We start from the raw sequence: 26,153 nt of genomic DNA, 5'->3' as shown, positions 1-26,153 counted from the left end.
CTCGCTCCGGGTTGCGCCTGGCGTTACTCCGCCACTTCCAGGCCCTCGCGGGACATGGATTGCAGGCGGGGCATGAGGCCAAGCAGGTGTTGGCTGTAGGGATGCTGCGGACGTTCGAAGAGGTCTTCGGTGTTGGCCACTTCCAGCAGTTCGCCATAGCGCATCACGCCCACACGGTCGCACATCTGGCGGATCACCGGCAGGTCGTGGCTGATGAACAGCATGGTCAGCCCGAGTTCCTCCTGCAGGTCTTTCAGCAGGTTCAGGATCTGCGCCTGGATGGACACGTCCAGCGCCGAGGTCGGTTCGTCGCAGATAAGGAAGCGGGGGCGCGTGGCCAGCGCCCGCGCGATGCAGATGCGCTGGCGTTGGCCGCCCGAGAACTCGTGCGGAAAGCGTTCGGCGGCGCGATCGCCCAGGCCCACCACGTCCAGCAGGTCGGCCACGATGCGGCGCGTCTCTGCTTCGCTGGCCGCCAGCTTGTGGAAGCGGATCGGCTCGGCCACGATGTCCAGCACCCGCATGCGCGGATTGAGCGAGGAGAACGGATCCTGGAAGATCATCTGGATCTGCCGCCGGAACGGGTTCAGCTGCTTCTCGCCCTTGAGCGCGGTCAGGTCCGTGCCGCCGAAATTGACCGAGCCTTCGCTCGGCGTGTAGAGGCCGGAGATCAGCCGCGCCACGGTGGACTTGCCGGAACCGGACTCGCCCACCAGGCCGAAGACCTCGCCTTCGCCGATGGAGAAATTGACGCGTTTGACGGCGTCCAGCGTGCGCTGGTTGCGCTTGAGCAGCGCGCTCTTCAACACGAAGCGCATGCTCAGGTCGTTGACTTGCACCAGCGGACCGCCGGTGCGCGCGCCGAAGTCGCGGCGCTGGCCCAGCCAGTGGGTGGCCAGGTCCAGCGGCTGCGCCGGCTTTTTCACGTCCTCGATGTAGGTCACCAGCGGGAAGCGCCGCAGCTTGATGTCGGGACGCGGCACGGCCGAGATCAGGCTGCGCGTGTAGGGGTGGTCGGGGTCGCCCAGAATCTTGGAGGTGGGGCCTTGTTCGACCAGCTTGCCGTGGTAAAGAACCGCCACGCGATCCGTCACGTCCGCGATCACGCCCATGTCGTGCGTGATGATGATCATGCCCACCTGCTCTTCGCGGCACAGCTTCTTGAGCAGTTCCAGGATCTGCGCCTGGATCGACACGTCGAGCGCGGTGGTGGGTTCGTCGGCGATGATGACTTCGGGCTCGCAGCACAGCGCCAGCGCGATCACCACGCGTTGCCGCATGCCGCCCGAGAACTGGTGCGGGTATTGTTTGACGCGGAGTTCCGGCTTGTCGATGCCGACCTGCGTCAGTAGCTGCACGGCGCGTTTCTGGGCCTCGGCCTGGGACAGGTTCAGGTGCACCTGCATGGTTTCGACCAGCTGGCTTTCCACCGTCTGCAGCGGATCCAGCGAGGTCAGCGGATCCTGGAAGATCATGCCGATGCGGCGGCCGCGCACTTTGCGCTGCTGCGCCGGAGTCAGCGTGTCGATGCGTTCGCCGTTCAGCAGCACGGCGCCGCCCGCCAGGCGGCCAGGCGCCTCCAGCAGGCCGATCACGGCATTGCCGATGGTGGACTTGCCGGCGCCGGATTCGCCCACCACGCCCAGGATCTCGCCTTTTTCCAGGGACAGCGAGACGCCGTCCACGGCCACCAGCGTGCCGCGGCGGCTGGGAAATTCGATGCGGATATCTTCGATGTTCAACAGGGCCATGGCGTCCTCAGCGCAGCTTGGGGTTGAGCGCGTCGCGCAGCCAGTCGCCCAGCAGGTTGACCGACAGCACCAGCGCCACCAGCGCGATGCCGGGGAAGATGGAGATCCACCACATGCCCGAGAACAGGTAGCTGTTGCCGATACGTATCAACGTGCCCAGCGACGGCGCCGTGGGCGGTACGCCCACGCCCAGGAACGAGAGCGTGGCTTCGGTGATGATGGCGATGGCCAGGTGGATGGTGGCGATGACCAGTACCGGTCCCATCACGTTGGGCAGGATGTGCCGGCGCAGGATGGTGATGGGTCCGATGCCGATGAGGCGGGCCGCCTGCACGTATTCCTTGTTGCGTTCCACCAGTGTGGAGCCGCGCACGGTGCGGGCGTACTGCACCCAGCCGGAGATGCCGATGGCGAAGATCAGCACATACAGCGCGAGCTGGTCGTGCATGTCGCGCGGCAGCAGGCCGCGCGCCACGCCGTCGATCAGCAGCGCCACCAGAATGGCTGGAAACGACAGCTGCACGTCGGCGATGCGCATGATGAAGCTGTCCACGCGTCCGCCTGCATAGCCGCTGATGAGGCCCAGGCTCACGCCCAGCACCATCGAGAACAGCACGGACGCGAAACCCACCAGCAGCGACACGCGCGAGCCATACAGAACCGCCGACAGGATGTCGCGGCCCTGGTCGTCGGTGCCCAGCAGGAAGTCTGGGCTGCCGCCCTCTTCCCAGGCCGGCGGCGTGTTGGCGTCCATGATGCTCAAGGATGCCAGGTCAAAGGGGTTGTGCGGCGCGACGACGGGCGCGAATAGCGCGCCCAGCAGGATGGCCAGCGTGACGATAGCGGCGATGATGGCGCCGGGCGAACGCTTGAAGCTGTGCCAGAGGTCGCTGTCGGCCGCACGGGCGAAGAAGGGAGCGATGCGAGCAATCATGATGAGTCCTTTACTTGCTCTGCACACGCAGACGCGGGTCCACGGCGAAGTACAGCAGGTCCACGACCAGGTTGATGAGCACGAACATGAAGGCGATCAGCACCAGATAGGCCGCCATGACGGGGATGTCCACCATGCTGATGGCCTGGATGAACAGCAGGCCCATGCCGGGCCACTGGAACACGGTTTCCGTGATGATGGCGAAGGCGATGATGGAACCCAGTTGCAGCCCGGTGATCGTGATGACGGGCACCATGGTGTTCTTCAACGCATGGCGGAAATTGATCAGCCGTTCCGGCAGGCCGCGGGCGCGCGCGAATTTGATGAAGTCGGCGCGCAGCACTTCCAGCATTTCGGCGCGCACCAGCCGCATGATCAGCGTCATCTGGAACAGCGCCAGCGTGATGGCCGGCATGATCAGCGCCAGCCAGCCTGATTTGGTCAGAAAGCCCGTGGTCCACCATCCCAGGCTGACCACGTCGCCGCGCCCGAAGCTGGGCAGCCATCGCAGCTGCACGCCGAAGAACAGGATGAGCAGAATGCCGATGAGGAAGGTGGGCAGCGAGATGCCGGCCAGCGAGATCGCCATGAAGGCCTTGGACAGCACGCCGTGGCGCTTGAGCGCGGTATAGATGCCCATGGGTATGCCCAGGGCCAGCGCCATCACGGCAGACACGAAGGACAGTTCCAGCGTGGCCGGCATGCGCTCTTCGAGCAGTTCGCTGACGGGTCGGCGGTGCCGGTACGATATGCCGAAGTCGCCGCGCACGGCGTTGGCCACGAAGTGCGCGTACTGCACCACGAAGGGGTCGTCCAGGCCCAGCTGTTTGCGCAGTTCCGCGCGTTGTTCAGGGGTGGTGTCCTGGCCCACCATGCTGGCTATCGGATCGCCCACATAGCGGAACATGGAGAACGCGATCAGCGCCACCGTCAACATCACCAGCACCGACTGGATAAGCCGTTGCGCAACAAAGGAAAGCATTATCGGAAGCCCTCGGATTCAGATGACGCCGGGCCGCGTTTCCCTCGGGTAGCGGGAACCGGGGCTGGGCCGGGCGCGCCCGGGCGGCAGGTGCCGCCCGGGGCTCGCGTCGCCGGATTACGGCAGGACGACGTCGCGCAGGTCGAGCACGTCGTCGGCGCGCTGGATGACCTGGATGTTGTCCTTCACGCCCCAGGACATGGGCTGCTGGTGCAGCGGCAGGTAGCCATAGTCGTTGCGCACGATCTCGAAGGCTTCCTTGATCATGGCGTTGCGCTTGGCCTGGTCGGTTTCGACGCCGATCTTGTCGGTGAGCTCGTCGACCTTCTTGTTGCAGTACCCGCCCAGGTTGAACTGGCCCGCCGCCGTCTTGGCATTGCGGCACGAGGCCAGGTTCAGCAGCGTGTTGTGCGCGTCGGTGGAGCTGGGCGTCCAGCCCAGCATGTACATGCTGGTCTGGTTGCCGGCCTGCAGCAGGATCTTGCCGAAGTACTTCGACTTGGTCTGCGCCAGCAGGTTGATCTTGATGCCCACGCGCGCCAGCATGCCGGCCACGGCCTGGCAGACCTTTTCGTCGTTGACGTAGCGGTCGTTCGGGCAGTCCATGGTGACCGTGAAGCCCTTGGGATAGCCGGCTTCGGCCAGCAGCTTCTTGGCGCGCTCGGGATCCGGCTTGTACGGCGCGCCGAAGGAATCGTCATAGCCATTGATGGCGGTGGCGATGAGCGAGCCCAGCGGCTTGGCAGCGCCGCGCATGATCTTCTCGTTGATGGCCTTGGTGTCCACGGCCAGCACCACGGCTTCGCGCACCTTGGGATCCTTGAAGGGATTCTTGCCCTTCACGTCCGAGAACAGCAGTTCGTCGCGGTCCTGGTCCATGCCGATGAAGATGGCGCGCGCTTCCGGCGCGGTCAGCGGCTTGACGCCCTTGGCGTCTTCGAGGCGCTTCCAGTCCTGCACCGGTACAGGCTGCACCAGGTCCATTTCGCCGGAGATCAGCGCGGCCACGCGCGTCGCTTCCTGCGTGATGGGCTGGAAGATGACTTCGTCGACGTTGGTCTTGATGTTCTTGTTCCAGTAGCCGTCGTATCGCTTGAGCACGGTCTTCACGTCGGGCTGGCGCGAGGCCAGCATGAAGGGGCCGGTGCCGTTGGCATTCAGGTTGGCATAGTTGCCCTGGTTGTCGCCCTTGACGTTGGTGGCTTCGGTGGTCTTGTTCTTTTCCGACCACGACTTGCTCATGATGTACAGGAACACCCATTCGCGCGGCAGGATGGGGTTGGGCGTGGGCGTGGTGACTTCGATGGTGTAGTCGTCAATCTTCTTGATGTCGGAGGCCTTGGCGCCGTAGCCCTTCATGTCGGAGCCCGGGGTCAGGCTGCGCTTCCAGGAGAAGATGACGTCGTCCGCCGTGAACGGCGAACCATCGTGGAATTTCACGCCCTTGCGCAGCTTGAACACCCACTTCGTGGGTTCGGGGTTCTCCCAGCTTTCCGCCAGCAGCGGAGTCAGTTTCAGGTTGCCGTCGTAGCCGGCAAGCGTTTCGTAGATGTTGCCCTGGAAGCCCAGCGTGAACGTTTCGTTCAGGGCCATCGGATCCATGGACGTCGCATCGCCTTGATAGGACCAGTGAAAGGTCTTGGCGGCCGCGCCGGCGCTGAAAGCCAGCGATGCGGCGATGGCAGCGGCGAGCGCAGCTTGCTTCAGGTGGGGAAAAGTACGCATAGCCCTCATGCTCCGTGTGGTGCGCGGATAGCGCGACAGAAGTGACAGGGCCCCGGCCCCATGGGGATCCGGGGCATGGCGTTGCTGCTTACGACGAAAGACGGATTGGGGTCTGGCGGGACGCAGCGCGAGCTGCGCGTGCGCCGGTGATGGCGCTGCCGGGAATCACTGCGTAGGACTTCGACTTCACGATAGACCCAACCCCTTGTGATTATCATGACGGGGACGGACCCGCATCGATGTAGGACGAATCTTATCGACGCATTCGTTTAAGCGTCAATCGGTTTGGATTGGGGTTAGTACTTGCTTGCCGGCGGCGTGGAATGGTGCGTGCGGCAAGGCTGGCGGCTCTGCGCTCAGGCGCCGGGCGGGGGCGCGTCGGCAAGGGTTTTCGCCAATTCGCGCACCACGCGCTTGCGGCGGTCGCTGTCTTCGTAGTGCTCGCCCAGGGCCGACCATTCGGGCCGGCTGCGGGCCTCTTTCAACGCTTCGGGCAGGGGCCCTTTGCGCCAGGCATCGTCGTCCGGATGGTCTAGTCTCAATGGCTCGCGCGCGGCATGGCCGCGGCGCTCCAGCGCTTCGATCAGTTGGCGCTGGCGCAGGGCCAAAAGACGCAGCACCGCGTCGTCGACGCTGATTTCGCGCCAGCCGCGCAGCTTGCCCGCCACGCGCTTGCCCAGCTTTTCCACGCCTTGCCACAGGCCGCCGGCGGCCGCGCCGATCAGCATGCCGGTGCCCAGGCTCAAACCGGCGCTGAACAGGTCCACCGCCGCGCCGGCCATGGCGCCCGCGGCGGCGCCCATGCCCACCTGCACGCCCATGTCCTTCAGGGCCTGGGGATGGAACAGGTCCATGCCCCAGCGCTCGCCCTGCAGGGGCAGCGCATCATCGGTGAAGTCCGTCGCGCGGAAGTTGTAGAGCGCCAGCAATGCGTTGACGCAGGTCTGCTCGCGCTGGCGCACCTGGTCGCGCAGCGTGCCCGAGGCGGCCGCGAGCGCCGCGTCGTCGCTGGCGCTGGAGACGTGCAAGGCCGCCACGTCGACCAGCAGGTCGGCCAGCAGTTCGTAGGCGGCGCCACGGCGCGCGCGGCGCTGCTCGGCAAGATTGGCGGACAGCCGGGCCAGCGCGGCGGCGTGGCGGTCCAGCAGCACGCCGAGCTTGGCATAGAGCTGTTGTTCGCCATCCAGCGGCGGCGCGACGGTGTCGAACTCGACGACCGCGTGCAGGCCCAACCGGGCCATGGCGGCGCGCCATTCGTCGGCGCGATGCGCGGGCGCGTTGACGAAGTTCAGCACAGGCAGCAGAGGCCGGCCGCAGGCGGCCAGGATGGCGAGTTCGTCGCGGTGCTTGCCCAGCACCGGATCGCGCGCGTCGATGACGTACAGCGCCGCGTCGCAGTCCAGCATCTTGGCCAGCACGCGGGCCTCCTGCTCGTAGCGGCCATGCGCCTCGGGCGTGTCGAGGAAGCGGCGGATGCGCGCCGGCCCGTCCAGGCGTTCTTGCGGGCTGTCGAGTTTTTCCAGGTACTCCAGCAGCGAGATGCTGTCTTCCATGCCCGGTGTGTCGAACCATTCCAGCACGGCCCGCCCTTCCAGCCGCAGGCGCGCGCCTTCGACGTGGCGCGTGGTGCCAGGGCTGTCGGCGACTTCACCGAAGGTGGTGTCGCGCGTCAGCGTGCGCAGCAACGAGGTCTTGCCGGTGTTGGTATGGCCGACCAGCGCAATCTTGATGAGGTCTTCAGCCATGGCCGGACTCCAGCCAGGCGAGCGGGGCCAGCGGCGCTTGCAGCACGGCATCGGCGGGCAGGCCCAGCGCCAGCAGGCGTTCGCGCCATAGCGGGGCGCGGGTGGCGGGAGCCTCGGCGTCCGCGCGCGGCGTGACCAGCCATACACGCGTCTGTTCCGCGTGCGCGGCCAGTTCGGCGATCAGCGACAGCGTTCCGCGGTCCGGCGTCTGGCGCGCATCGCAGGCGATCAGCATGCGCGTGGCGGCCTGGCCGGCGAGCGCATCCAGCACGCGGTTGCGCTCTTCGCGGGTATCCAGATTGCCGGCCTGCTGGACGCCCGCGGGCATATCGGCGGGTGGCCAGGCCAGGTCCGGCGGCAGTTCGAGCCCCAGCAGCACCGGCTGGCCGCCCAGGCCCGCGAGCGGCGGCGCGCCGACGCGCGGTTCGTGCAGGGGATCGACCGGGCGGTCTATGCCCGTGGACTGGGCGGGCGGCTCCAGGCGATCGCGCAAGGCGGAGAATCCGGGCAGCGAGGGATCGATGCGCAGGCGGCGCAAGGCGCGCAGCGATCCCGCCACGCACAGGGCGCCGGCCAACAGACGGGGCAGGATGCCGTAGACCACCAGCACGCCGATCAGCCACAGCGACCACTGCGCCTGCGCCTCGGCGGGCAGGGCCTGGGCGCCGTCGCTGGCGCGGATCATGGATGCGTCCGGCAGCGGAAAGCCCAGCAGGGACGGCAGCCAGCCCAAAGCCTGTGTCAGCCCGACGAATGTGTCGGGCGCCAGCAAGGTGGTGGCCCAGATGAAGCGGTAGCTGGCGGTGGAAAGCACGGCCAGCAGCACCGCCAGCGCTGCGCACAGGGCCGTCAGCCACAGCAGGTGGCTGACACTGCCGAAGAGCCAGCGCAAGGCGCCCGCGCGGGCCAGCAGGTTGAGAAAAGCCTGCGGTACCAGCGCGCTGTCGGGGCCGCGGGCCAGCTTGCGCGTGGCCCAGAGCCAGAGACGCCCCAGTCCCGTGACGGAGGACGCCCGCAGCAGGAAGCTGCCCAGCCACAGCAGGAAGGTGAGCGCATGCAGGCCCAGCAAGGCGCCCAGCGCCCACAGCACGTTGACTGGCCGCGAGCCGTCACCCAGCGCGCCCAGCGCGGCGCCTGCGCCGGAAATGGCGGCCAGCAGGAACAACGCGGCCAACATGGCGAGCGCGCTGCGGCGCCATGTGTCGATCAGGGGGATGAGATTCTCGCGCTGCGCCAGCAACGCGGCGCGAGCCAGGATGCGCGCGGGCAGATCGGCGTCCTGCTGGCGTACGCGGCGCACTGCGGCTGCGTCTTCCAGCGGCCCCCAATGCGCTTCGCGCAGACGTATCAGCTCCGCCAGCCAGTGCGCGCGCACGGGGCCGGCGCCGAGGGGTTCAGCCGGGGGGATGGAATCGCGAGAGGTCGTAGACGGCATCGCGTCGGGCGGCGGTACGGTCAGGCCCTGGGGGCGGTGGACCATTGTAGACCGGGCGGGACGGGAAACGGGGCCACAGCCCCACGCGTCAGTGCCTGGCGCGGGCGCTGCGGTACTGTCCGGGCGTGACGCCGACGGCGTCGCGGAAGACCCGCGCCAAGTGGCTGGCGTTGCCGAAGCCGCTGGCCTGGGCGATGCCGGCCAGGTCGCCCTTGCCGGCTGCGAGCAGCTTGCGCGCATGCGCCAGCCTCCGCGCCCGTACCCAGGCATGCGGCGGCTCGCCGAAAGAGGTGTGGAACATGCGGGCGAAGTGGTAGGTGGATAGCGCCGCCACGCCTGCGAGTTCGTCCAGCGTCAGCGGCTCGGCCAGGTGCGCGTCAACATAGTCCATGATGCGCCGGCGCACGGCGGGCGCGAGGCCGCCGCGCAGCGTTGCCGCGGGCTTGCGCGCCACGCCCTGGTTCAGCAGATGGTGCAGGACTGTTTCGGCCGCGCTGCTGGCCGCCAGCCGGTCGGCGGGCTGGTTCCAGTCGGTGTCCAGCAACTGCCGGCAGACGTCGATCAGCGAGTCGTCGTGGATGTAGGTGCGGTCGCGCAGTTCCAGCGTGCGGGGCTCGCAGTCCAACCGCATGACGGCTTCGCGGGCCAGGCGTTCCGGAGCGATGTACAGATGCAGGAATTGCACGCTGTCGTTCATGCTCCAGCGCGAGTAGTGCTCCGAGGGCAGCACGCAGAACTTGCCGGCGCCGCCATGTCGCCTGTCCTGGCCCAGGCGGAACGACTTGTCGCCGCCGCGCAGATAGAGTGACAGGGTGTGATGGCCCGGACTGTCGTAGCCCATGGTTTCGTGGGCGCTGCGTGACCATTGCGAGATGGCGATGCCCTCGCCCAGCGCGGCGGCGCGTCCCAACGTCGCGGTGGAGCCCGCCAGGGTGCGGAAGACGGAGAAATCGGCCGGGGCCGAGGCGACGGTAGCCATATGAGTGGAATGCTACTGCGATCTCGCGCGCGGCGCGTGCGCGCGGGGAAGAAAACCGCAAGAACCGGCAATTCTTGCGGGCCAGGGAGGCGCAAACTGGATTCCCCGGCGGTCTTGCGGACCGCCTTACCGCGTCCCTGTTTCAGCATCGCATCGTGAACCTCTTCCTGTATTTCCTCACAGTCGTCATCTGGGGCACAACCTGGATCGCCATCAAGCTGCAATTAGGCGTGGTGGCGATTCCCGTCTCGATCTTCTACCGCTTCGCGCTGGCGGGCCTGGTTCTGTTGGCGGTCCTGGCGCTGACCCGCAAGCTGCAGAAAATGGACCGGCGCGGCCACTGGCTGTGCGTGGGCCAGGGGCTGTGCCTGTTCTGCCTGAACTTCCTGTGCTTCTACACGGCAACCCAGTGGATTCCCAGCGGCCTGGTGTCGGTGGTGTTTTCGGCGGCGACGCTATGGAATGCGCTGAATGCCCGCCTGTGGTTCGGCACCCGCGTCGCGCCGCGCGTGATGGTGGCCGGCGCGCTGGGCTTTTCCGGCCTGGTGCTGCTGTTCTGGCCCGAACTGGCGGGGCAGGAGGCCAGCCATGAAACCCTGCTGGGCCTGGGCTTTGCACTGCTGGGTACGTTCTGCTTTTCGACGGGCAACATGCTGTCGTCGCTGCAACAGCGCGCCGGCATCCGGCCCTTGACCGGCAACGCCTACAGCATGCTTTATGGCGCAGCCATCCTGCTGGCGGGTTGTCTGGCGGCGGGCCTGCCGTTCGAATTCGATACCTCGGCTTCCTACGTCGGCGCCCTGCTCTATCTGGCCATCCCGGGCTCCGTGATCGGTTTTACCGCCTATCTGACGTTGGTGGGCCGCATGGGTCCGGCGCGGGCCGCCTACTGCACGGTGCTGTTTCCGGTGGTGGCCTTGAGCGTGTCTACTTTCGCCGAAGGCTATCAGTGGACGGCGCCGGCCCTGCTGGGCCTGGCGCTGGTAATGCTGGGCAACCTGCTGGTCTTCACCAAGTGGACGCCCTTCGCGCGGCGCGCGGCGGCTTGAACTTGGCCCAGGGCCGGGCAAGCCCTAGCGGGCCAGGGCGCGCAGCCCTTCCAGCAGGCGGTCGATTTCCGCGTCGCTGGTCAGATAGCTGACCGAGGCCCGCGCGATCTGCGCCAGGCCACGCGCCTGCATGTCCAGCGGGGTATAGGGCACGCCGTTGCTGCCGATGGTGATGCCCTGTGCCGCCATGGCGCGTTGCACGGATACGGCGTCCTGATCGGCGAAGTTGAAGGACACCAGGCCCGAGCGTTCGCGGCCCTGGTCCAGCACCGTGATGCCGGGGATGGCCGCCAGTTCGGTCCGCAGGGCCTGGGCCGTGGCGGCGATGCGGGCGCGGATGGCTGGCAGGCCGATGTCCAGGGCTTCCTGCAAGGCGTTGGCCAGGCCGCAGCGCAGCGCCAGCGAGGCTTCCGCCGATTCCAGGCGCGCGGCGTCCTGGCGCAGCACCGGCTCGCCGTCGGCGCCCAGGGGGGCGGAATGGGTGTCGACGAAGGCGGGCGTGAGCTGGTCCAGGAAGTCGCGCCGCACGTACAGCAGGCCTGTGCCGCGCGGGCCGCGCAACGCCTTGCGTCCGGCCCCGCTCAACACATCGCAGCCGATCTGCGCGACGTCCACGGGCAACTGGCCGACCGCCTGTGCCGCATCCACGAAATACGGGATGCCGTGGCGGCGCGCGACGCTGCCGATGGCGGCGGCGGGATTGATCAGGCCGCCGTTGGCGGGCAGCCAGGTCAGTGCGATCAGGCGCACCCGCTCATCCAGCATGGCCTCCAGTGCCTGCGGATCGACGCAGCCGCTGTCGTCCGAGGGAATGGTCTCCAGCGTGGCGCCAGCACGCTGCGCCTTGAGCCGCATGGCGGCCAGGTTGCCGCCCCATTCGTGGCGACCCACCAGGATGCGGTCGCCGGCGCGCCACGGCGCCATCGCCGCGAAAGCCGCGCCCCAGCCGGGCGAGTTGCCGCCGGTGAGTGCGATCTCGGTCGGGTCCGCGTTGAGCAGCCGGGCCGCCAGTGTGCGAGCCTGCTCGATCAGCTCCCGCGACCGCACGCCCGCCTCCATGGGCCCTTGCGTCGCTTCGCGTTGCAGGTGCGCGTGGATGGCATGCAGCGTGGCGGCCGAGGGCAGCGACGCGCCGGCGTGATTGAAATGGACGGTGGTGTGCGCGCCAGGGGTCTGGGCGCGCAACGCTTCCACGGCGCTGGGAGTCAAGGGGGCGGACATGGCGGCTCCGGCAGGGATCAGGCTTGCGTGAGCGCGATAACGGCTTCGATCTCGACCGCCACGCCCTGCGGCAGGGATGCCACGCCGACGGCGCTGCGAGCATGGCGGCCGGCGTCGCCGAACACCTCGACCATCAGGTCGGAGGCGCCGTTGGCAATGGCGCTCTGGCGGTTGAAGTCCGGCGTGCTGGCCACGAACACGCCCAGGCGCACGACGCGCGCCACGCGATCCAGCTTGTCGCCGGTGGCGGCGGCGATCTGCGATAGCAGGCCCAGCGCCGACAGGCGCGCCGCTGCTACGCCATCGGCGTCAGAAACCTGGTCTCCCAGGCGGCCCAGATAGGCGGCCTTGCCGTCCTTGCGGGAGATCTGGCCCGAGATATACAGCAGGTTGCCTTCCTGCACGAAGGGCACGTAGTTGGCGGCGGGAGCGGCGGCGGCTTCGAGGGTCAGGCCAAGTTCGGCCACGCGGCCGGAGATCGAGCGGGTCATGAGGGACTCCTGAACAGGGAAAGTATGGGCAAGCCTCATGCTATCGGCCGCTGCCGGCCCTGACCAATCAATTTTCGCGCAGTACACATGAGTAAAACTAATGTGTGTCGCCCCGCTCCGTGGCCGCCTGCGCCAGCCATGCGTGGAAGCGCTGTGCCGCTTCGCCAAGCGCGCCGCGCGGCGTCACGAACCACCAGCCGATGCGAGGAGCTTCGAGCGCGGCGTTCGGCAGGGCCTCCACCAGCGCGCCGCTGGCGAGCTGGGCGGCGATAAGGCGGTGACGGCCCATCGCCAGGCCTTGCCCCGCCAGCGCCGCTTCCACGACGATGTTGTAGTCATGCAGGCGTACGGGCCGCACGCCGCCCAGGTCCACGCCGTGATGTCGCGCCCAGGCGTCCCATTCGAAGGGATGGCGGGCATGCGAGGCCAGCAGCGGGAATCGCAGCAGATCCTGCGGCGTGCGCGGCCGTTTCCTGCCCGCGATCAGGGCGGGCGAGCAGACTACCGACAGCCGCTCCGCCATGATCAGCCGAGCCCGCACGCCTGGCCACACGCCGCGCCCGTAGCGGATGGCGACGTCGACCTCGCCGCCCGCAACGTCCGCCAGGCCGATGTCGGGCTGCAATTGGAGATCGATGTCGGGATGGGCGGCGGCAAACGCCGCGAGGCGCGGCGCCAGCCAGCGCGTGGCGAACGAGGCCAGCAGCCCGACGCGCAGCGTCTGCCGCACAGTCTCGGGCGCACGGACCTCGTCGGTACCCAGGCGCAGCAGTTCGAAGGCCGCGTGTACGCGCTCGTAATAGGCCTGACCCGCCGCGGTCAGCGCCACGGCGCGGGTGAGCCGCTCGAACAGGGCCACGCCCAGTTCGGCTTCCAGTCGCTGGATATGGTGGCTGATGGCGCTTTGCGTTACGAAGAGCTCCTGCGCAGCCAGGGAAAAACTCATGCGCCGCGCGGCAGCTTCAAAGGCGCGCAGGGAAACCAGGGCAGGCAGGGATCGCGCGGAACGCATGGAGGCAGGCGATGTGGTGATGAGGGAATGCGCATCATCGTACGCCGCGCGCGGCCCGGCAAACAGGGCGCGCGCACCGCGTCCCAATGCAAAAGGCCCGCAACAAGTTGCGGGCCCTTCAGTACTGCATTCTTTGGCTCCCCGAGCTGGGCTCGAACCAGCGACCTGCGGATTAACAGTCCGTCGCTCTACCGACTGAGCTATCGGGGAACAGGTAGAGGGGGCGAATTATGCACAAAAAAACGGAAGAATGCAAAACGGGGCAGGCGTAACGGGTCGACGCGCTGAATATTTGCCTTTCTCACCAGGACACGAGTGCGTGCGGCGACCATCTGCGGTATCGAAAAGCAGCCAAACCGGGCGCAGTACAAATGGGGTCAGGCAGGAGCCATTCCTCTCAGCGGCGACGGTGGGCCAGCTTCTTCAATGGCCCCTTGCCGGATACCCGTGCTTGCACTGGTAATGGCACGCAACCCGTATTCGGTGAGCATCAGTTCCCGAACCTGGATTACCGCGCCCGGCCTGGAAATTAGCCGGGATCCCTTGAAGAATGCGTCAGGTTTCTTGTTGGTGGCAGCGTTCATATCAATACCTTTTGCTGACGAAGTCGCTGATCGCTTTGGCGCCGGCGCCTACGATTTCCGCAACGTCGTTGCGTTCGAAAAGCGCATGGTCGCTCGAGTCCAGGTAGATCACGCCTATGGGATGCTGGCCTGAACGGTCCAGGACGGGCACCGCCATAGCCGAATAGCGGCCGGGTCCAAGACGGCGGGCCTGGGCCGCGGTATACCCCCATTCAAGCACTAGTGCCGAGCGGAGTTGATCTTCCGTTCTGTGTTGGCTGGACATCACCAGCGGTGTCTTGCTGCGGACAGCTCTGCCCGCGATGCCGGTGTGCACGGGAAAGGTTCGTCCTGCACCCTCGCCGCCAGCGCCCGCGTAGTTGATGATCTGCTCGATTTCCTGCGGTTCATGAACGGGAGGCACGACCCGGTAGGTGGTGCGCAGGTCGGTTCCACGATTGCGCTTGTCGCACCATTCGGCAAGCATGGTGTGCATGGTGGAGACCGCTGCATCGAGACCTTCGTGGACGGCGGCCGGTCCATCCATCTCGTCGTCGGCGCGTGCAGCAGCCACGCGAACCAGGGCTGCCAGAATCAGCCAGACGCTCGTGGCGGCCGTCAGACCGAACATCCAGGGTTCAAACAGCGGTTCGCGCCAGCTCTTCACCGCGGCGCTACCGGCGACGAGGAGTGGCGGGCCATTGAACAGGACTTCTCTAGGCCACCTCTTTTGCCAGAGGCGTTTTTGCCGCACGCCGGGCAGATGATTTGTCTGCATGGGGAACCGCGCCTCCTGAGGCCAGAACTTGGCGCGATTGTAGGCAGCGATTTCGCGGAAAGGCCGGTTTTCGGGGCTCGGGACAGCGTAAATAGGACAAAGCGCAATGGGCTGGCTTGGCCTCACGCTTTCCGTTCATGACGCAGGCAATAAAAAACCCGCGCCGTCATAGCCGGAGCGGGTTTTTGAGATCGTCTCAGGACGGATCTGCATCTGGAATCTGGTGCCGGTGAAAGGAATCGAACCCTCGACCTTCTCATTACAAGTGAGCTGCTCTACCAACTGAGCTACACCGGCGCTGCGTGCCTGGGGCACGCGAAGGGCTGCATTGTAATGAAAAAAATGCAGACCTTGCGGGGATGCCTTATTTGACGATGGTCAGGCGCGGACGCTTGGGTTCGTCGTCGTCTCCGCCGTCGTCGCCGGGGGCGGCGTCGGCGTCGGAGCCCTCGGGCGCGGCGGTGGCCGTCGCGCCCTGGGCGCCAGCTTCCGGCGGTTCGTAGGGCTGCACTTCGAAGCCCATGCCGGCGCCGGTTTCGCGCGCATAGATGGCGCTGACGGCGCCCACGGGGACGTAGACGTTTTCGGTCACGCCGCTGAAGCGGGCCTGGAATTCGATGAATTCGTTGCCCAGCACCAGGCGGTTGGTGGCCAGCGTGCCCACGTTCAGCGTGATCTGGCCGTCGCGCACATGGGCGACGGGCACCATGGTGTGCTCGTCGACCTGCACGGTGATGTAGGGCGTATAGCCGTTATCGGTGCACCATTCGTGCAGCGCGCGGATCAGGTACGGTTTGGTCGAAGTTTCACCCATCACGCAACAGCCTTAGCGACGCATCACTTTTTCCGAAGGCGTCAGCGCTTCGATGTAGGCCGGACGCGAGAAGATGCGTTCGGCGTACTTTTGCAGCGGAGCCGCGTTCTTGGGCAGTTCGATGCCGTAGTGGTCCAGGCGCCACAGCAGCGGAGCCACGGCCACGTCGAGCATGGAGAATTCCTCGCCCAGCATGTACTTGTTCTTCAGCAGCATGGGGGCCAGCTGGGCCAGGCGGTCGCGGATGTTCTGGCGGGCGTTGGCCAGCTTCTTTTCGTCGGGCTTGGCGCTGCGGTCTTCCAGCGTCGAGACGTGGACGAACAGTTCCTTCTCGAAGTTGTAGAGGAACAGGCGGGTGCGGGCGCGCATGACCGGGTCGGCGGGCATCAGCTGGGGATGCGGGAAGCGCTCGTCGATGTACTCGTTGATGATGTTCGACTCGTACAGGACCAGGTCGCGTTCGACCAGAATGGGCACTTGACCGTACGGGTTCATCACCGAGATGTCTTCGGGCTTGTTGTACAGGTCGATGTCGCGGATCTCGAAATCCATGCCTTTTTCGAACAACACGAAGCGGCAGCGTTGCGAAAACGGACACGTGGTTCCGGAATAGAGCACCATCATGGCGGTAAGTCCTTTATTGAAAAACGAAAGGCCAGCGCCTTAATCTAGCAGGCGCTGGCCCCAATTGCCAGGCGGGATAGGCGTACAGCCCTATCCGCCGATGCCGTCCCTATTTGCAATCAGGGACGGATAAAAACCTGGCGGGGCGTTGCGGTTAGCGCACGTGTTTCCAGTACGAGGCGTTGAGGCGCCAGGTAACCAGGAAGAACAGCAGCAGGAACAACATGACACCGACGCCGAGACGGACGCGGAATGTCTGGACGGGTTCGGCCATCCAGGACATGAACGCAGTCAGGTCGGCGACGTCGTTGTCGTATGTTGCGACTTGGGCCGGGTTAGCGGCCTTGAATTTGGCATCGAAGGTGGCATGGCCGTGGTAGTTGGCTACCGGTTCGGCCTTGACCGTGGAAAAACCCTGTGCATCGTACACCGTGGTGACGCGTTCCCAGGTTTTGGGGGCGCCCGCCTTGCCTTCGACCTCGTGCATGGCGACGGTCGTAAGTTCGCGCGGACCCTGCACTTCCCAGAGCGCGTGGGGCATGCCCACCGACGGGAAGACCAGGTTGTTCCAGCCCGTGGGACGCGCCGTGTCGCGGTAGAAAGTGCGCAGGTAGGTGTAGATGTAGTCGGCGCCCGAGGGGCCGGCGTTCACGGATTTGGCGCGCGCGATCACGGACAAGTCCGGGGGCGTCGTGCCGAACCACTGCTTGGCGTCCTTCGGGGGCATGGCGACGTTCATCATGTCGCCGACCTTTTCGCCGGTGAACAGCAGGCTTTCCTTGATCTGCTGGTCGGTCAGCCCGATGTCCTTGAGCTTGTTGTAGCGCATCGAGGACGCGCTATGGCAGTTCAGGCAGTAGTTGACGAACAGCTTGGCTCCGTTCTGCAGCGACGACATGTCGTTGACGCGGTACGGGGCCTTGTCCAGGGGGTAGCCGCCTCCGGCGGCAAGGGTGGCGGTACACGTGAGCATCAAGGCCACGGCACCAATCAGCTTCTTGATCATGGTTAATCCGTTATCTGGTGGGCTCAGTGGGCGTGGAACGTGACGCGGTCGGGCACCTTCTTGAAAGTGCCCAGGCGGCTCCATACCGGCATCAGGAAGAAGAATGCCAGGTACAGCAGCGTGCCGATTTGCGACGTGATGTTCAACGGCGGACTGGGCGGCTGCGTACCGATGTAGCCGAGCACCAGGAAGTTGACCATGAAGATGCCGTAGATCCACTTGTGCCAGGTCGGGCGGTAGCGGATCGACTTGACCGGGGAATGGTCCAGCCACGGCAGGAAGAACAGGATGACGACCGTGCCGCCCATGGCGACCACGCCCCAGAACTTGGCGTCGATCACGCGCAGCAGCACGGCCACGACGATCAGGATGCCGGGGACGGCGATACGCATGAAGCCCTTCAGGTTGCTCTTGACGAGCAGCGCGATGGCGCCCAGCACGGAAGCGCCCGCCAGCACCCAGGTGAACTCGTCGGTGGTGGCGCGCAGCATCGAGTAGAACGGTGTGAAGTACCAGACCGGCGCGATGTGCGGAGGCGTCTTCAGCGAGTCAGCAGGGATGAAGTTGTTGAACTCGAGGAAGTAGCCGCCCATTTCCGGCGCGAAGAACACGATGAACGCGAACACGAGCAGGAAGCCGGCCACGCCCATCAGGTCGTGGACCGAGTAGAACGGGTGGAACGGGATGCCGTCCTTCGGGCGGCCGTACTTGTCCTTCGGGCCTTGCTTGATCTCGATGCCGTCCGGGTTGTTCGAGCCGACTTCGTGCAGCGCCACCAGGTGGGCCGCGACCAGGCCCACCAGCACCAGCGGGATGGCGATGACGTGGAAGGCGAAGAAGCGGTTCAGCGTGGCATCCGACACGACGTAGTCGCCGCGGATCCAGATGGACAGCTCAGGGCCGATGAAGGGAATGGCTGCGAACAGGTTCACGATCACCTGCGCGCCCCAGTAGGACATCTGGCCCCAGGGCAGCAGATAGCCGAAGAAGGCTTCCGCCATCAGACAGAGGAAGATCGCGACGCCGAAGATCCACACGAGTTCGCGCGGCTTGCGGTAGGAACCGTAAAGCAGCCCGCGCAGCATGTGCAGGTACACGACGACGAAGAACATCGACGCGCCGGTGGAGTGCATGTAGCGCACCAGCCAGCCCCACGGGACTTCGCGCATGATGTATTCGACGGACTGGAACGCGCGTTCGGCGTCCGGCTTGTAGTGCATGACCAGGAAGATGCCGGTCACGATCTGCAGCACCAGCACCAGCAGGGCCAGTGAGCCAAAGAAGTACCAGAAGTTGAAGTTCTTCGGTGCGTAGTACTCGGACAGATGGGCTTTCCAGGTGGAGGTCACCGGGAAGCGCCGGTCCAGCCAGCCCAACAGGCCTGTCGTCTCGACGGTTTTCTCGCCAGCCATGTAACGGCTCCTTCTCTAATACGTGGCGTATTTGTTTTACTTACGTAATTCGGGAAAAAAGCGCGACGCGCGCGTCAGGCCTTGTTGTCTTCATCGACGCCCACGATGATGCGGGTGTCGGTGAGATATTGGTACGGCGGGACTTCGAGGTTGTCGGGAGCGGGCTTGTTCTTGTAGACACGGCCGGCCAGATCGAACGTGGAGCCGTGGCAAGGACAGAGGAATCCGCCCTGCCAGTCGGCGCCCAGGCTGCCGCCTTTCTCGAAGTGGGACGTGGGCGAGCAGCCGAGGTGGGTACAGATGCCGACGCAGACGAAGAGCTCGGGCTTGCGCGAGCGGCCTTCGTTTTCGGCGTATTTGGGCGTGAAGCCGGGGCGCTTGGAATCAGGATCGGCCAGCAAGGCGTCCTGGGTCTTGAGACCAGCGAGTTGTTCAGGCGACCGGTGGATGATCCAGACCGGTTTTCCGCGCCATTCAACCGTCTTCATGGTGCCGACGGGAATGTCGCCGACGTCCACTTCAACGGGAGCCCCGGCAGCGCGGGCCTTTTCGGAGGGAGAAAACGTGCTCACAAGCGGCACTGCCGTTGCGACACCTGCTACGCCACCCACAGCACAGGCGGTGGTAACCCAGAAACGTCGCGAAGGATCAGGTGGCAGGTTGGGATCAACCGCACCGTCATCATCGTGCACCAGCGTATCCTGACTCATCTTCCTATCCTTGTTGATGCGCCCGCTCTACGAGTAGCATCACTTCTGCGGCATCGGGTTCGCGGGAATTTGTAACAACATAGCAACCGCGTATTATAGCGCCAGCCCACTCACGGGCGTATCACGAAGGGAGTGCTTTTATGAGCAAAGCGACTGGTTTCGTCAAAGAATTCCGAGATTTCGCTGTCAAAGGCAACGCAGTGGACCTGGCGGTCGGTGTCATCATCGGCGCGGCGTTCGGCAAGATCGTCGATTCGCTGGTCAAGGACATCGTCATGCCGTTGGTCAACTTCATCCTCGGAGGCTCGGTCGATTTTTCGAACAAGTTCCTGGTTCTGTCGATGCCGGCCGGCTACAACGGCCCCATGACCTACGCCGACCTGACCAAGGCTGGCGCCAACGTTTTTGCGTGGGGTAATTTCGTCACGATCATCATCAACTTCGTGTTGCTGGCGTTCGTGATCTTCTGGATGGTCAAGGCCATCTACAAGGCCCGCACCAAGGCCGAGGAAGCGCCGGCGCCCGCTGCGACGCCCGAAGACGTGGCGCTGCTGCGCGAAATCCGCGATCTGCTCAAAAAGCCCTGATCCGATGCTGCCGCAGGCCCGGAATCCACGCAGACGCGGATCCGGGCGGCGGCTGGCGGACGTTCCCGCCGGCGCACGCCGGCCCCCGCTGAACGATCCGCTGCCTGTTTTCTTCCCCTAGTCCCGTTCCGCAGCCATTTGCCGTTCGACGCGCCGAGCGAACATGGCGAAGCTTGCGCGCACGATGCTGGGCTTGAGCAGGAAGTCGTGCGATTCGGCGGCCAGCGCATCGTTCACCGGTTTCACCTCGCCATAGGCGGCCGCCGCCTGCAGCTGATTGCGGGCGGCGCGTTCGATCAGCACCGACAGGTACAGCGCTTCCTCGATGCATGAGCCGGCCGCCAGAAAGCCATGGTTGGCCAGCAGGATGCTGCGCTTGGCGCCCAGCGCCGCCGAGATGATCTCGCCTTCCTGGTCGGCGATGGGCAGGCCGGGCCATTCCTTCAGATGAGCACAGTCGTTGTGGAACGGCGTCGCGTCCATGTGCGCGACGACCAGTGGCTGGCCCGTCATGGACAGCGTCGATACATGGGGCGGGTGCGTGTGGATGATGCATTGCACGTCGGGACGCTGGCGATAGACCCAGAAGTGAAAGCGCACGGCAGGGTTCGGCGTGCCGGGGCCGTCGAGCACTTCCATGTTGTCGTTGATGCGGATGACCGAGGCCGGGACGATCTCGTCGAAGGCCTGGGCCAAGGGCGTCGTCAGGAACGTGCCGTCTTCCTTGCGTACGGTGATCTGGCCCGCCAGCGTTTCCGAATGGCCTTCGCTGGCGAGAATGCGACAGCTCAGGGCCACCTTCTCTTCTTCGCTCCAGTTCCCGAAGTCGAGCTTGTTCGCGGAGCGCGCAAAGAAGGCGTCGGCATGGGCTTGTTTTTCCAGCATGGGGTCTCCTTGGGATAATGGCTCCATTACACGCCCGCCTCCGCCGCCAGCGATTGACCGATCACGAACGAGGGTTGACTCAATGCGACAGGAAGGCCGGCGCCTTTCGGCCAGTGTTGGCCGACCCGACTGAGTGTTCCGAGCATGCCACGCGCCCGCCAGACAGTGAATCCATCCGCCCGGCCCGCCTGTTCCGAGGCGGATCTGAACTTTGCGCCCCAGTTCCGCCCTTTCTATGCGCAGGAGATCGCAGGCTACGAGCGCGAGCTGGACAAGCTGGTGCTGCCGGGCGAATTCAGGGCCCTGACCGAACCGCCCAGGCTGCTATTGCAGGCCTGCAGGCTGCGCGCGGGCGGGCTGGTGGTGAGTCTGGAGTCCACGCCGATCAGCGTGCAGCACCGCGCGGAACATGCGGCCGATCTGGAGCATGCGGAGTTCCTGGCGAGCTTTGTGATTGCCGGACACGGCGTCATCGTGCAGAACGATGCGACGCTGCCGCTGGAACCCGGCGACATCATCTTCCGCACGACCGCGCTGCCATCGGAAATCCGGATGTACACCGATTCGCGCATTGTGGTGGTCAAGGGGCCGCTGTCGCGCCTGTTGGGCGCGCACAGCCTGGCGATGTCGCAGTTCACCGCGCAGCGCGGCGTGGCCGTCCTGCCCATGGTGCAGACCGCCCATCGCTGCCTGCATCATGTGTTCTTCGACAAGGCGGAATCGAACCCGACGTCGTCGCTGTTTGCCGAACAGGCGCTGTTGGCGCTGCTGGCTTCGATCTACACCAGCCAGGCGCTGGAGAAGATACCGGGCGATGCGCGCGGGCCCGCCGATAACTGGCAGGTGCTGGCCAGCTACATCGATGCCCACATCACCGATCCGGAACTGTCGGTGCAGGCGGTGGCGGATGTGCTGCGCGTGACCACGCGCTGGGTGCACCGCTTGTTCAAGATGCGCTCGCTGCAATACACCAGCTACGTGCGTGAACGCCGTCTGCAGCTGGCCAGGGAAGCGCTGGAGGATCCGCGGCGTGCGCATGTCGAGGTCAAGGAGATCGCGGCCTCTTGCGGCTTTCAGCACGCGAGCCATTTCATCCGCCGCTTCCATGAACGCTTCGGCATGTCGCCGGCCTTGTACCGCAAGACTGCCAGAAGCGGCAACGGCGGCGCGTAGCGTCGCGCCGCCTGCTCTTGCCGTGCCTGCGCGTCAGGCGCGGTGCAGGTCCTGCGGCGTGGGCTTCATGAGAAACGCCGAGGTGCCGGCCACGATGCCGAGGAAGGCCAGATAGACGCCGACGGGAAGAATGCTGTCGAATTTCTGCACCAGCGTGGCCGAGATCAGCGGCGCCAGCCCGCCGCCGATGGCGGCCGAGAACTGGACCCCGATGGACAATCCGGAATAGCGCAGCTCTGCGGGAAACTGCGCGCTGTAGAGGCTGGATTGCGGCGCGATCATGATCGCGTAGTTGAAGGCCATGGCGACGAAGACGGCGAGACTGTATGCCATCAACGAACCGCTGCCCACCGCGAGAAAGATCGGAATGGCCATGAGTCCCAGCAGCATGCCGCCCCAGCCACAGACGCGGCGCGCGCCGATGCGGTCGGCCAGCACGCCGAACAGCGGAATGGTGAACATCAGCACCCCGGCGCCGTAGAGCAAGGCATGCAGCGCGTCGGCGCGGCTGAAGCCGAGCTTGGACACCGCGTAGGAAACCGAGAACACCAGGAATGTGTAGATCAGCGTGACCTCGGCGATCTTGCAGCCTATGCACAGCAGCAGCGATTTGCCGTGCGCGCGCAGCAGTTCACCCAGGGGCATCTTGTCTTGCACGGACTGTCTGTTGCGCGCCTTCTCGCGCTTGACCTCTTCGAATTCAGGCGATTCGTCGATGCCGTGGCGGATGAACAGGCCGACGACGATGAGCACGGCGCTGGCCAGGAACGGCAGGCGCCAGCCCCAGGACAGGAAGTCCTCTTCCGGCAGCCGCGTCACCAGCGCGAAGGAACCGACCGACAGCAGGATGCCCAGAGGCGCGCCCACCAGCGGGAGGCTGCCGAAGAATGCCTTCCATTTGGGCGGCGCGTGTTCGACCGCCATCAGCATGGCGCCGCCCATTTCGCCACCGAACGACAGCCCCTGGCCGATGCGCAGCGCCACCAGCAGCACCGCCGCCGAGATGCCGATCTGTTCATAGGTCGGCAGCAGTCCGATGAGCACCGTGCATATGCCCATCAGCAGCAGGCTGAGAGTCAGCATGGACTTGCGGCCGATGCGGTCGCCGAAATGGCCGAAGAGGATGCCGCCGATGGGCCGCGCCAGCATGCCGCTGGCGAAGGCTCCGAAGGCCGCCAGCGTGCCGGTCGCGGGATCGAACTGCGGGAAGAAAATCTTGTTGAACACCAGCGCCGCGGCGGTACCGTAGGCGAGGAAGTCGAAGGCTTCCACGGCGGTGCCGATGACCGTGGCAACGGCGACCCGGAACAGATTCGGTTTCTTGTGTGATTGGGCTATAGGCTGCGCGGCCTGGATGGCGTCCATGTCGTTCCCTCTTGTCTTGTAATAGTGGTTTTTGTCGTTGTGCGCGGGCCTCAGGGACCCGGTGGCACATACCCCGGCAACTGCTGTATGCGCTTGCGCCACGCCGCGATGGCGGGATAGGCGTCGATGTCGACGGCGGCTTCCTCGGCCAGCGCCAGGTAGCCGTAGCAGGCAATGTCGGCCACGGTCGGCGCATCGCCGCCCGCCAGCCAGGCGTGGCCCGCAAGACGCTGGTTCAGGCGTTGCAGCACGCGGTCGGTGCGGGCCTGCATGCCAGGCACGTCGAGCAAGGCCTCGCTTACGCCCAGGTGGTGCGCGGCTTCGGCGTTGCTGACGACGTGTGTCAGGCGCAGCGGCTGGAGGCTGTTGGCGATCTCGTTGGCGGATACCGACATCCAGGCATGCATGGCGCCGATGCGCGGCAGCGGCGCCAGCCATTCGGGGGCGTAGTGATGCGCCAGATGCAGCAGGATGGCGTGGCTGTCCCAGATGGCGGTGTCGCCATCGGTCAGCGCGGGGATCTGCTGGAAGGCGCTGACGCGCTCGAATTCCGCGGTCTGGTTCTTGCGGGCCAGCACGTCGACGAACCGGCTTTGGTAGTCCCGGCCGATGAGCGCAAGAAAGAGGCGCACCTTGTAGCAGTTGCCGGAGCGCGGGTGGTCGTAGAGGGTCAGCATTCAATGGCTCCGTGTGTAGGAGGCCCGGCCGGAAAGGGCCGGCAGCGGGCGGCTGCATGGAATGCTAGGGCTGTGGACTGGGTGCGGAATTGACAGGGAGAGAACCGCGATTGACCAGATGCGACGCACAGGCGCCGCCTTGATCGCGCCCTCTGGTTTTCCCCTAGCCGAGTCCTGCCGATTCGGGCGCGAGCGGCGCGCACGGCCATAGCGCGCCGTGCAATGAAAACGCCCCCTTGCGGGGGCGTGTCTTTGGGGGCGCTGCCGGTTATGCCGGGTTGTCGATGTCGACGAATTCGACCTTGATACCGAAATGTTCCGCGACCGCCTGGCCCAGCGCCTGCGCGCCGTAGCGTTCGGTGGCATGGTGGCCTGCGGCGATGAAACCCACGCCGGTTTCGCGCGCCAGGTGCACCGTGGATTCGGAGACCTCACCCGTGATGTAGGCGCTGGCGCCTGCGTCCGCCGCATCAGCCAGCATGCCTTGCGCGCCGCCCGTGCACCAGGCCACGCGCGCCAGCGGCATGTCCGGGTCGCCCACCACCAGTGGCTGGCGGCCCAGGCGCTCGGCCACGCGCTCGCCCAACTGGCCCAGCGTCGCCACGCCTTGCGCGGCGCCCAGCCAGACCAGGTTGTCGGGGCCACAGGTTTGCGGCGCACCATCGTCGCGCAGCGCGGGCGTCAGGCCCAGCACGCGCGCCAGCTGAGCGTTGTTGCCCAGCGTAGGATGCGCGTCCAGCGGCAGATGGTAGGCGTACAGGTTCAGGTCGTTTTTCAGGGCCAGGGCCATGCGCGCGCGGCGCGTACCGATGACGCGGCGGTCCTCGTTGCGCCAGAGCCAGCCGTGGTGCACCAGCACCGCATCCGCGCCGCGCTCGACCGCCACGCGCAGCAGGGCTTCGCTGGCCGTGACTCCGGCGATAATGTGTGCGATTTCGGATCGGCCTTCCACCTGCAGCCCGTTGGGGCAATAGTCCTTGAAGCGCGCCGCTTGCAGGGTGTCGTCCAGCCAGTTGGCCAGGACGTGGGAGTCCACTTTACTCATAGCTAGTCCTATCAGAATCATGCGCCGATATTGGCTGATCTTTGCTCAGGCCGTCACGGTCTGCCTGGGTATTCTATTCGTCGTGACGACCTTGCGGCCCGACCTGCTGCGGCTGGCCGGACCCGCGGCGGGGCCGCAGTCCGCAGCGGCCGCCGCAAGACCGCCCGCTGCGCGCACCCAGGCCACGGCGTCCTATGCCGAGGGCGTGGCCCGCGCGGCTCCTTCCGTGGTCAACGTATACACCACCAAGCACGTTAACGTGCCGCTGATTCCGCTGCCCGACGATCCGGTGCTGCGCCAGTTCTTTGGCCAGGTGCCCGGCGTGACCCGGCGGCAGGCCTCGACCAGCCTGGGGTCCGGCGTGATCGTGAACCAGGACGGCTACGTGCTGACCAACTACCACGTGGTGCAGGCCGCGGAAGCGATCGAGGTTGCGCTGTCCGACGGCCGCCGCGATACCGCGAAAGTGGTGGGCGCGGATCCGGACACCGATCTGGCCGTGCTGAAGCTGGCCACCTTGCGCGCCCTGCCCGCTGCCACGCTGGCGCCGGACCGGGGCTTGCGCGTGGGCGACGTGGTGCTGGCCATCGGCAATCCGTTCGGCGTGGGGCAGACCACCACGCTGGGCATCGTGTCGGCGCTGGGCCGCAACGGACTGGGCCTGAACACCTACGAGAACTTCATTCAGACCGATGCGGCGATCAACCCCGGCAATTCCGGCGGCGCGCTGGTCGACGCCGCCGGCAATCTGGTGGGCATCAACACCGCCATTTATTCCGAATCAGGCGGGTCGATGGGCATAGGCTTCGCCACCCCCATCGAGATCGCGCGCAAGGTCATGGACGAGATCGTCAAGACCGGCGCGGTCAAGCGCGGCTGGCTGGGCGTGGAGCCGCAGGACGTGACCCCGGAGCTGGCACGCGCCTTTGGGCTGGACCGCGACACCACCGGCGTGATCATCGCTGGCGTGATGCGCGACGGGCCGGCGGCGCGCGGCGGCCTGCGGGTGGGCGACATCGTGCAGTCGGTCAACGGCAAGCGGATGATGGATACCGCCAGCCTGCTGTCGGAGATCGCGCAGCTGCCGCCGGGCCAGAGCGCCAAGCTGGGAATATTGCGCAGCGGCAAGCCGGCCGAGCTGGCCGTGGTGGTGGGTACGCGCCCGGGCAAGCCGCGCTAGGACGGGGCCG

The 26,153-nt window shown here is 65.9% G+C and carries 25 protein-coding genes and 2 tRNA genes; 4 read left to right on the top strand and 23 right to left on the bottom strand.

Going from position 1 to position 26,153, the window contains the following annotated elements:
• Window positions 1–23 precede the first annotated feature (23 nt).
• From IB259_RS27340 to IB259_RS27310, 7 genes are all read right to left on the bottom strand, one after another.
• On the bottom strand, window positions 24–1,751 hold the full coding sequence (locus IB259_RS27340) for an ABC transporter ATP-binding protein (protein WP_054455558.1): 1,728 nt from the start codon (window positions 1,749–1,751) through the stop codon (window positions 24–26).
• 7 nt (window positions 1,752–1,758) lie between these two features.
• Complete coding sequence (locus tag IB259_RS27335) at window positions 1,759–2,685, bottom strand: ABC transporter permease (protein WP_054455556.1); 927 nt, start codon at window positions 2,683–2,685, stop codon at window positions 1,759–1,761.
• Between the two features lie 10 nt (window positions 2,686–2,695).
• Window positions 2,696–3,667, bottom strand: coding sequence for an ABC transporter permease (locus IB259_RS27330; protein WP_054455554.1), 972 nt, complete (start codon window positions 3,665–3,667; stop codon window positions 2,696–2,698).
• Window positions 3,668–3,784: 117 nt separating this feature from the next.
• A complete protein-coding gene (locus IB259_RS27325) occupies window positions 3,785–5,392 on the bottom strand; it encodes an ABC transporter substrate-binding protein (protein ID WP_054455552.1) in 1,608 nt (535 codons plus the stop codon).
• Between the two features lie 356 nt (window positions 5,393–5,748).
• The gene (locus IB259_RS27320) at window positions 5,749–7,137 is read right to left on the bottom strand and encodes a GTPase/DUF3482 domain-containing protein (protein WP_175163678.1); all 1,389 of its coding nucleotides are present in this window, start codon (window positions 7,135–7,137) and stop codon (window positions 5,749–5,751) included.
• Entirely contained in the window at window positions 7,130–8,572 is a 1,443-nt protein-coding gene (locus tag IB259_RS27315) for a DUF2868 domain-containing protein (protein WP_225591310.1), read from the bottom strand. Before IB259_RS27315 ends, IB259_RS27320 begins: the two co-directional genes overlap by 8 nt.
• Before the next feature lie 88 nt (window positions 8,573–8,660).
• Complete coding sequence (locus tag IB259_RS27310) at window positions 8,661–9,551, bottom strand: helix-turn-helix domain-containing protein (RefSeq protein ID WP_119449851.1); 891 nt, start codon at window positions 9,549–9,551, stop codon at window positions 8,661–8,663.
• Window positions 9,552–9,706: 155 nt separating this feature from the next.
• Between IB259_RS27310 and IB259_RS27305 the strand changes: the two genes are divergently transcribed.
• Window positions 9,707–10,600: a DMT family transporter gene (locus IB259_RS27305; protein ID WP_119449852.1), complete on the top strand. Its 894-nt coding sequence runs from the start codon at window positions 9,707–9,709 to the stop codon at window positions 10,598–10,600.
• Between the two features lie 24 nt (window positions 10,601–10,624).
• On the opposite strand, the gene IB259_RS27300 is transcribed toward IB259_RS27305, so the two are convergent.
• From IB259_RS27300 to petA, 12 genes are all read right to left on the bottom strand, one after another.
• Entirely contained in the window at window positions 10,625–11,821 is a 1,197-nt protein-coding gene (locus IB259_RS27300) for an aminotransferase class V-fold PLP-dependent enzyme (protein WP_125470999.1), read from the bottom strand.
• 17 nt (window positions 11,822–11,838) lie between these two features.
• Window positions 11,839–12,312: a RidA family protein gene (locus tag IB259_RS27295; RefSeq protein WP_054455544.1), complete on the bottom strand. Its 474-nt coding sequence runs from the start codon at window positions 12,310–12,312 to the stop codon at window positions 11,839–11,841.
• A gap of 97 nt (window positions 12,313–12,409) precedes the next feature.
• On the bottom strand, window positions 12,410–13,324 hold the full coding sequence (gene gcvA, locus IB259_RS27290; protein WP_225596949.1) for a transcriptional regulator GcvA: 915 nt from the start codon (window positions 13,322–13,324) through the stop codon (window positions 12,410–12,412).
• Between the two features lie 134 nt (window positions 13,325–13,458).
• A tRNA-Asn gene (locus tag IB259_RS27285) sits at window positions 13,459–13,534 on the bottom strand.
• Window positions 13,535–13,701: 167 nt separating this feature from the next.
• Window positions 13,702–13,908 carry a sulfatase gene (locus tag IB259_RS27280; RefSeq protein WP_082401081.1) on the bottom strand — a complete coding sequence of 69 codons (207 nt, stop codon included), beginning with the start codon at window positions 13,906–13,908 and terminating at the stop codon, window positions 13,702–13,704.
• 1 nt (window position 13,909) lies between these two features.
• Entirely contained in the window at window positions 13,910–14,665 is a 756-nt protein-coding gene (locus tag IB259_RS27275) for a GAF domain-containing protein (RefSeq protein ID WP_192330620.1), read from the bottom strand.
• 221 nt (window positions 14,666–14,886) lie between these two features.
• Window positions 14,887–14,962 (bottom strand) — tRNA-Thr (locus IB259_RS27270).
• A gap of 67 nt (window positions 14,963–15,029) precedes the next feature.
• A complete protein-coding gene (locus tag IB259_RS27265; RefSeq protein ID WP_054455540.1) occupies window positions 15,030–15,479 on the bottom strand; it encodes a ClpXP protease specificity-enhancing factor in 450 nt (149 codons plus the stop codon).
• Between the two features lie 12 nt (window positions 15,480–15,491).
• Window positions 15,492–16,103, bottom strand: coding sequence for a glutathione S-transferase N-terminal domain-containing protein (locus tag IB259_RS27260; protein ID WP_006388039.1), 612 nt, complete (start codon window positions 16,101–16,103; stop codon window positions 15,492–15,494).
• Window positions 16,104–16,257: 154 nt separating this feature from the next.
• Window positions 16,258–17,109, bottom strand: a complete 852-nt coding sequence (locus tag IB259_RS27255; protein ID WP_192330618.1) for a cytochrome c1 — start codon at window positions 17,107–17,109, stop codon at window positions 16,258–16,260.
• A 23-nt stretch (window positions 17,110–17,132) separates the two neighbouring features.
• Window positions 17,133–18,521, bottom strand: a complete 1,389-nt coding sequence (locus IB259_RS27250) for a cytochrome bc complex cytochrome b subunit (protein ID WP_054455536.1) — start codon at window positions 18,519–18,521, stop codon at window positions 17,133–17,135.
• A gap of 74 nt (window positions 18,522–18,595) precedes the next feature.
• Window positions 18,596–19,231: a ubiquinol-cytochrome c reductase iron-sulfur subunit gene (gene petA, locus IB259_RS27245; protein WP_054455534.1), complete on the bottom strand. Its 636-nt coding sequence runs from the start codon at window positions 19,229–19,231 to the stop codon at window positions 18,596–18,598.
• 140 nt (window positions 19,232–19,371) lie between these two features.
• On the opposite strand from petA, the gene mscL reads away from it, so the two are divergent.
• Window positions 19,372–19,818, top strand: a complete 447-nt coding sequence (gene mscL, locus IB259_RS27240) for a large conductance mechanosensitive channel protein MscL (protein WP_042795720.1) — start codon at window positions 19,372–19,374, stop codon at window positions 19,816–19,818.
• A gap of 117 nt (window positions 19,819–19,935) precedes the next feature.
• Here mscL and IB259_RS27235 read toward each other — a convergent pair whose 3' ends face one another.
• Window positions 19,936–20,703, bottom strand: a complete 768-nt coding sequence (locus IB259_RS27235) for an aldolase (RefSeq protein WP_175163688.1) — start codon at window positions 20,701–20,703, stop codon at window positions 19,936–19,938.
• Window positions 20,704–20,847: 144 nt separating this feature from the next.
• Between IB259_RS27235 and IB259_RS27230 the strand changes: the two genes are divergently transcribed.
• Window positions 20,848–21,876, top strand: coding sequence for an AraC family transcriptional regulator (locus tag IB259_RS27230; RefSeq protein ID WP_054455530.1), 1,029 nt, complete (start codon window positions 20,848–20,850; stop codon window positions 21,874–21,876).
• Between the two features lie 33 nt (window positions 21,877–21,909).
• On the opposite strand, the gene IB259_RS27225 is transcribed toward IB259_RS27230, so the two are convergent.
• From IB259_RS27225 to IB259_RS27215, 3 genes are all read right to left on the bottom strand, one after another.
• A complete protein-coding gene (locus IB259_RS27225) occupies window positions 21,910–23,241 on the bottom strand; it encodes an MFS transporter (RefSeq protein ID WP_192330616.1) in 1,332 nt (443 codons plus the stop codon).
• 50 nt (window positions 23,242–23,291) lie between these two features.
• Window positions 23,292–23,918 carry a glutathione S-transferase family protein gene (locus tag IB259_RS27220; protein WP_175180347.1) on the bottom strand — a complete coding sequence of 209 codons (627 nt, stop codon included), beginning with the start codon at window positions 23,916–23,918 and terminating at the stop codon, window positions 23,292–23,294.
• A 268-nt stretch (window positions 23,919–24,186) separates the two neighbouring features.
• Complete coding sequence (locus tag IB259_RS27215) at window positions 24,187–24,963, bottom strand: Nif3-like dinuclear metal center hexameric protein (RefSeq protein ID WP_192330614.1); 777 nt, start codon at window positions 24,961–24,963, stop codon at window positions 24,187–24,189.
• Between the two features lie 19 nt (window positions 24,964–24,982).
• Here IB259_RS27215 and IB259_RS27210 point away from each other — a divergent pair, with 19 nt between their 5' ends.
• Window positions 24,983–26,143: a trypsin-like peptidase domain-containing protein gene (locus IB259_RS27210; protein WP_054455522.1), complete on the top strand. Its 1,161-nt coding sequence runs from the start codon at window positions 24,983–24,985 to the stop codon at window positions 26,141–26,143.
• Window positions 26,144–26,153 lie beyond the last annotated feature (10 nt).

Source organism: Achromobacter sp. ACM04 (assembly GCF_014851465.1).
Classification (GTDB): Bacteria; Pseudomonadota; Gammaproteobacteria; order Burkholderiales; family Burkholderiaceae_B; genus Achromobacter; species Achromobacter aegrifaciens.
The sequence above is the reverse complement of the archived record's forward strand: the minus strand, read 5'-3'. Positions and strand labels throughout refer to the sequence as shown.